Annotated in this window: 4 protein-coding genes and 1 tRNA gene; 3 read left to right on the top strand and 2 right to left on the bottom strand. The window is 68.1% G+C overall.

Annotated elements, in window-relative coordinates:
* The coding region (locus tag AC3WLN_RS23250; protein ID WP_492485255.1) for a hypothetical protein at window positions 1-2170 on the top strand (2170 nt) is incomplete at its 5' end.
* A gap of 904 nt (window positions 2171-3074) precedes the next feature.
* On the opposite strand, the gene AC3WLN_RS23245 is transcribed toward AC3WLN_RS23250, so the two are convergent.
* Window positions 3075-3159 (bottom strand) — tRNA-Leu (locus AC3WLN_RS23245).
* A gap of 148 nt (window positions 3160-3307) precedes the next feature.
* On the bottom strand, window positions 3308-4723 hold the full coding sequence (gene leuC / locus AC3WLN_RS23240) for a 3-isopropylmalate dehydratase large subunit (protein WP_492485253.1): 1416 nt from the start codon (window positions 4721-4723) through the stop codon (window positions 3308-3310).
* Between the two features lie 258 nt (window positions 4724-4981).
* Here leuC and AC3WLN_RS23235 point away from each other — a divergent pair, with 258 nt between their 5' ends.
* Both AC3WLN_RS23235 and AC3WLN_RS23230 read left to right on the top strand, forming a co-directional pair.
* Window positions 4982-5947 (top strand): 2-hydroxyacid dehydrogenase, encoded by a 966-nt coding sequence (locus tag AC3WLN_RS23235; RefSeq protein ID WP_492485251.1) that lies wholly within the window; start codon window positions 4982-4984, stop codon window positions 5945-5947.
* 26 nt (window positions 5948-5973) lie between these two features.
* Complete coding sequence (locus tag AC3WLN_RS23230; protein WP_492485249.1) at window positions 5974-6891, top strand: AprI/Inh family metalloprotease inhibitor; 918 nt, start codon at window positions 5974-5976, stop codon at window positions 6889-6891.
* Window positions 6892-6907 lie beyond the last annotated feature (16 nt).

Here is a 6907-nt window from a genome sequence, read left to right as displayed (position 1 = left end):
CTTCAGAGGTGAGGACGGCGGCGGCTCCGGCGGCTCCGGCGGCTTCGGTGGGGGTGGCGGCGGCGGCGTCTTCAGTGCCGGTGACGGCGGCTTTGGTGGAGGCAACGGCACCATCAATGGCGGCGGGGGGGGGCTCGGTGCAGGTGGCGCGATCTTCGTCCAACAAGGCGGCAGCCTGACGTTCAAGGGTGGCAGCGTCGCGGGAGGTAGCGTCGCGGGAGGTGCCGGCAGTCTGGGAGCAGGTGACGGCTCGGCCTTCGGCTCTGGTTTATTCTTGCAAGGCAATCAGCAGGTTACGCTGGCAGCTTCTTTGGCCCAGCTACTCACCATCAGCGCTCCCATTGCTGACCAGACTGGCTCAGGGGGCATAGGCGACAATGCAGGCGCAGGTAGCTTGCTGATCCAGGGGCCGGGCACGGTTCTGCTCTCAGGCACCAACACCTACACAGGCACGACCACCGTTCAAGCCGGCACGTTGTTGATCAATGGCTCTATCAATAATTCAGCCACGACCGTCACTGGAGGTACTCTCGGGGGCTCAGGGGCGACTGGCACTGTTGCTGTCCTGAGCGGGACTCTTTCGCCCGGCAGCGTGTTTGGGTCTGGCAGCTCAACGGCCATTCTCAAGACCGGCTCTCTCAGTCTGGCTAGTGGTACGACCTACCTTGAGGAAATCGGTGGTAACACGACTGGGCAGTACGATCAGACCAGCGTGACAGGGACGGTTAACCTCAACAGCGACGGCGGTGTAGGCGCCAGTCTCAACCTAAGTTTCGCGAGCAGCTTCACGCGAATGCCCAATCAGAGCTTCACGATTATTAGGAACGACGGAATTGACCCGGTTGTGGGCACCTTTGCTGGTTTAGCTCAGGGCGCAGTGCTGACATCTGCGGGAAACACATTTCAGATCAGCTACCAGGGTGGGGACGGCAACGACGTCACCCTCACACGCATTCGTCAATCTGATCTCGCTGTGACGATCACGAATGGAGCCTCAACAGTCGCCCCCAGTGGCCAAACAAGCTATACGCTCACCGTATCGAACGCCGGTCCTGACACGGCAACCAACGTGTTGCTCTCGGACCTTCTACCTGAGGGTGCGGATTTCATATCTCTCGTTCGGAGTTCCGGCCCAGATTTCACTTTCACCACACCTGCGGTTGGGCAAAGTGGTACGATTACAGGAACAACGGCAGCTCTCGCAGCAGGAGCAGTTTCAACCTACATCCTGACGGTTGCTGTCGACCCGGATGTCGTTCTCGGGACAGACTTTACCCACAAAGCAACTGTGAGCTTAGGTGACACAGCCTCCATTGACCCGGTCTCCTTCAACAACAGTAGCATTGACTCCGACACCGTAAGTCCGTCGCCTACGGCCATCTTGGGCTCGAACGCCTCGGAAATCTTGATAGGCACTGGACTCAACGACGTGCTGTACGGGTTGGGCGGTAACGACCAACTCAACGGCAGGGCTGGCGCGGACACCATGCATGGTGGGCTCGGCAACGACACCTTCAACGTCGAGAACGTTGCAGATGTGGTGGTCGAGTACGCTAGCGAGGGGGTCGACGTCGTTAATGCCACTGTGAGCTACACGCTTTCTGCCAACGTCGAGACCCTCATCCTACTGGGCACAGGCGCAATCGACGGCACTGGCAACGAGTTGGCCAACACCGTCACGGGCAATGAAGCAGATAACCGGCTGTTCGGGCTAGACGGCAACGACAGCTTACGCGGCAACGGTGGGCTCGACCTGTTGAATGGTGGTCAAGGCAACGACTACCTTTCGGGTGCAGCGGGCGACGACACCCTGATTGGCGGAGCGGGCACTGACTTGGTGTACGGTGGAGCAGGCGCAGACTCCTTCGTGTTCCAAGCCCTGTCGGACTTCGGTCCGGCCTCAGCTCCGGACCGCATCGGCGAATTCTTGTCGGTCCAGGGCGACAAGATCGACCTGTCGGCGATCGATGCAAACGTGGCCCTGAGCGGTGACCAGGCCTTTGGTTACATTGGAGCGGCTGCATTCAGTGGGGCGGCGGGTGAGCTGCGGGTGCTCAAAAGCTCTGGCGGCAACTTCATCGTTTCGGGCGATGTAGACGGGAATGGCACGGCCGACTTCCAATTCCTTGTGACCACCTCAGCCTTGGTCGCAACAGACTTCCACCTGTGAGATCAGCGTGGAGGGGCAAACTCCCCCCCCCACGCTGACTGGCGATCAATACCCCTGCTTACGCTTCCTGCTACACTCACAATTGTCCGACAAACAATCGCTTTCCAGACACGCTTGAAGAGACGGGCTAGCATCGCAGGTGCCAAGCGGAGGCCTATCCGAAAAGTATGATCGGACATCATCTGCCGGGAATACGCTCCAGAAGGCACTCCCGACTGAGGAACGTGTGGCGCGCCGAAGAAGGCAGACAGCCTCAGCAAAGCCTCCGTGCTTGGTAGGCTGGACAGACGAAATTCGTCCTGAAGAAACAGGCAAGGCGGCGGAACCATGCGCCTTGAACAGCCATCGTCTGGATTCAACTGCGGCCGAATCTATGGAGTTCTGGTCACCGCCGTGCCGATATGGGTCCGGACAGTCAGTGCGATCGAGGCGACGCCAAGCACCGTCGGATGCGCGCTAAGCGGTCACGAGGCGACGAAGCAGGCCTCGGTAGATCGTGTGCGGGCCTGACGAGGTATCGGGACACGAAAAACCCGCCGCGGCCGGAGCGGGGCGGGGGAACGCTCATCGGCCCGCGTCACGCCAGTTCGGCGACGGGTGACCGCCCCGTCGTCACGAAACACGGCGTCATCCGCAGCAGGTACGCGCAGGGTTCAACGAGTCAGGGCGACCGAGCGGCCTGCCTGCCCCGCATCACGCACGCCCCACGCAGATCGCGCGCATCGCGCGACCGAATGTTCGGCGAGCGGCGCTTCGGGGCAGCACTGGAATTCTGGGAGAGGATGACCGATACGCGAACCGCAGGGATCATCCGGCTGGCGCGTCAGGCTCTTTTGCTGACCTGCAGGGGTCGACGGTGCAGGAGAACCGCGGAAAATCTTGATTTCGACAATCAGAAATCAAGTGGTGCCCAGGAAAGGACTCGAACCTTCACCTCTTGCAAGACTGGTACCTGAAACCAGCGCGTCTACCAATTCCGCCACCTGGGCTCGTCGGGGCCGCTGGGCGGCGCCGACGCGGTTTCGTTTAGGCGGGGCCGGGCCGGCCGTCAATCCGCTTCTGCGGGGATTCTTCGCCGCTCGCGCGGGGATTTTTCGCTCCGCGCCGGGATTGCCCGGCCGGCCCGGCGCCCGGGGCTCAGGCCTCGCTGCGCCACTCGCGGATGTCGACGAAGCGGCCGGCCACGGCCGCCGCCGCCGCCATGGCGGGGGAGACGAGGTGGGTGCGGCCGCGATGGCCCTGGCGTCCCTCGAAGTTGCGGTTCGAGGTCGAGGCGCAGCGCTCGTTCGGGCTGAGACGATCCGCGTTCATGCCGAGGCACATGGAGCAGCCCGGCTCGCGCCAGTCGAACCCGGCCGCCTTGAGGATCCGGTCCAGCCCCTCGGCCTCGGCCTGCTGCTTCACGAGGCCGGAGCCCGGCACCACCATGGCCGAGACGTTGGCGTGGACCTTGCGGCCCTCCACCATCTTGGCCACCGCCCGCAGGTCCTCGATGCGGCCGTTGGTGCAGGAGCCGATGAAGACCCGGTCGAGGGTGATGTCGGTGATCCTGGTGCCGGGGGTGAGGCCCATGTAGTCCAGGGCCTTCTCCTTCGACTGGCGCTTGTTCTCGTCCGCGATCCGCGACGGGTCGGGCACGGCTCCCGAGATCGAGACCACGTCCTCGGGGCTGGTGCCCCAGCTGACGATGGGCGGCAGGTTGGCCGCATCGAGACGCACCTCGCGGTCGAAATGGGCGCCCGCGTCGGTCACCAGGCTCTCCCAGTAGGCCCTGGCGCGGGCGAAGGCCTCGCCCTTCGGCGCCTTCGGCCGGCCCTCGACATAGGCGTAGGTGGTGGCGTCCGGCGCCACCAGGCCGGCGCGGGCGCCGCCCTCGATCGACATGTTGCAGATCGTCATCCGGCCCTCCATCGAGAGGGCGCGGATGGCCTCGCCGGCATACTCGATGACGTAGCCGGTGCCGCCGGCGGTGCCGATCTCGCCGATGATCGCCAGGATGATGTCCTTGGCCGTCACGCCCGGCGGCAGGGTGCCGTCGACGCTGACGCGCATGTTCTTCGCCTTCTTCTGCAGCAGCGTCTGGGTGGCGAGCACGTGCTCCACCTCCGAGGTGCCGATGCCGTGGGCGAGCGCCCCGAAGGCGCCGTGGGTCGAGGTGTGGCTGTCGCCGCAGACGATGGTCTGGCCCGGCAGGGTGAAGCCCTGCTCCGGCCCGATCACGTGGACGATGCCCTGGCGCCGGTCGAGGGCGTCGTAGAACTCGATGCCGAAGTCGCGCACGTTCTCGGCCAGCGCCTCCAGCTGGATGCGGCTCTCCGGGTCCTCGATGCCGAAGCGGCGGTCGGAGGTCTGCACGTTGTGGTCGACCACCGCGAGGGTCTTCTCCGGGTGGCGCACCCGGCGCCCGGCCACGCGCAGGCCCTCGAAGGCCTGGGGGCTGGTGACTTCGTGGACGAGGTGACGGTCGATGTAGAGGAGCGTGGAGCCGTCGGGCTCGACATCGACGACGTGGTCGTCCCAGATCTTGTCGTAGAGGGTGCGCGGCGCGGTCATGGCGTGGCTGTTCTGGTTGTTCTGCGGGAAACGGGTCTTCGCCTCCCTTTAGTAGTGTTCCAAGGCGCGCAGCGGAAGTGGGGCGCCGCGAAACGGGCGCCCCGCCTGCGCCGGGCGGATGGCAGCCCGGAGGGGCCCGCATGGGGGCTCGGGGCCCCGCCGCGCGGTCACTGGACCGGTCCGGACCCGCGGCCTAAAGCTGTCGGCATCCCGGCCCCGCCGGGCCCCGCGCCACCTCCGAGCCCCGGCGAGATCCCCATGCAGCCCCTCGACGTCCTGATGCTCAAGGCGATGCATCCCGAGGTCATGGACGCCGTCGCGCGGCGCTTCACCCTGCACCGGCTCGACACCGTCCCCGATCGGGAGGCCTTCCTCGCCGAGACCGGCCCGCGCATCCGCGGCCTGGCGACGGGGGCGCAGGCGCCGGTGGACCGGGCCCTGCTCGCCCGCCTGCCGGGCCTCGAGATCATCGCGAGCTTCGGCGTCGGCTACGACACCATCGACACGGCGGCGGCGGCCGACCAGGGCGTCGTCGTCACCAACACGCCGGACGTCCTCACCGACGAGGTCGCCGACCTCGCCCTCGGCCTGCTCCTGGCCACCGTGCGCCAGATCCCCCAGGCCGACCGCTACCTGCGGGCCGGGCACTGGCCGCGCCAGACCTACCCGCTCACCCCCACCCTGCGCGGCCGGACGGTGGGCATCCTCGGCCTCGGGCGGATCGGGCGGGCCATCGCGCGGCGGCTCGAGGGCTTCGGCGTCGCGATCGCCTATCACGGCCGCCGGCCGCAGGGCGACGCACCTTACGCCTACCACCCCACCCTGCTCGGCCTCGCGCAGGCCTGCGACGTGCTCCTGGTGGTGGCGCCCGGCGGGCCGGAGACCAACGGGATCGTCGACGCCGCGGTGCTGGAGGCGCTCGGGCCGCAGGGCCTCCTCGTCAACGTCGCCCGCGGCAGCCTCATCGACGAGGCGGCACTGATCCGGGCGCTCCAGGCCGGCACCATCCTGGGGGCCGGCCTCGACGTCTTCGCCCGCGAGCCGCACGTGCCGCCCGAACTCGTCGCCCTGGACCAGGTGGTGCTGCTGCCGCATGTGGGCTCGGCCTCGGTGGAGACCCGCGCCGCCATGGGCCGGCTCGTCGTGGACAACCTCGTCGCCTGGTTCGACGGACGCGGCCCCCTCACCCCGGTGCCGGAGACGCCCTGGACGGCCAAGGCATGAGGGGTCGAGGCATGAGGGGTCGAGGCATGATTCGTCGGAGCCTGATCCGCGCCGGCCTCGCCGCCGCCGTGCTCGGGGCGGCGGCCCCGGCGGGCGCGCAGGAGCCGGCCCCACCGCCGGACCCGGCCGCGCGCCCGGACGCGACCGCGCCCCAGGACCCGGCCGCGCGGACCGAGACCGCCCCGCCGGGCACCGCGCCGGAGCGGCCCTTCGTCGAGAGCCTGCCCCGCGACATCGCCGGGGTGCCGGGCACCTGGGACCTGTCGCGGGACGGCAGCACCCGGCGCTGCGTGCTCACCCTGTCGGGCGCGAGCGGCCCGGCCGGCCGGCGCCTGTCCTTCCCGGCCGGCTGCCGCCGCGCCCTGCCGATCCTCAACGGCGTCGCCGGCTGGCTCTTCACCGACGGCAACCTGCGGCTCGTCGACAAGGACGTCCGGCCGGTGCTGCAGTTCGCCGCCCGGGCCGATGCCCGCAGCCTGGTGGCCGCCGGGGGGGACGACCATTTCAGCCTGGTCCCGCTCCAGATCGTCGCGATGGTGCCGCCCACCGACGCGGTCCCGACCAGCCCCGGGGCCGGCTACGCCGGGGCAGGTTGGGCCGCCCCGGACGCCCGCAGCGCCCCGGCGCCCGAAGCCGGGCCGCCGGGCGAGGCTCCGGCGCCGGGCACCTATGCCCTCGACCGCTACCGCGAGCAGGACGTCTGCCGCATCGCGCTGACGCCCGGCCCCGCGCCGGCGCCGGTGCGCATCCTCGACAATTGCCGCGACGGCGGCCTGACGGTGTTCGATCCGGTCTCGTGGCGCTTCGCCAACGGGCACCTCATCCTCGGCGCCCGTCGCGGCCACGTCGTGAACCTCGTCGCCACCGGCGACGGGCGCTGGCGCCGCGACCCGGAGGTCGGCACCACCTTCGTGCTGCGCCGGGTCGAGCCCGCCGCGCCCTGAAGCCCCTTCCCCACCC

The organism is Methylobacterium sp. FW306-05-D, assembly GCF_058782155.1.
The sequence above is the reverse complement of the archived record's forward strand: the minus strand, read 5'-3'. Positions and strand labels throughout refer to the sequence as shown.

Coding starts and splice junctions, on each gene's coding strand:
- leuC (WP_492485253.1), bottom strand. CDS start 4,723: ATGACCGCGCCGCGCACCCTCTACGACAAGATCTGGGACGACCACGTC.
- AC3WLN_RS23235 (WP_492485251.1), top strand. CDS start 4,982: ATGCAGCCCCTCGACGTCCTGATGCTCAAGGCGATGCATCCCGAGGTC.
- AC3WLN_RS23230 (WP_492485249.1), top strand. CDS start 5,974: ATGATTCGTCGGAGCCTGATCCGCGCCGGCCTCGCCGCCGCCGTGCTC.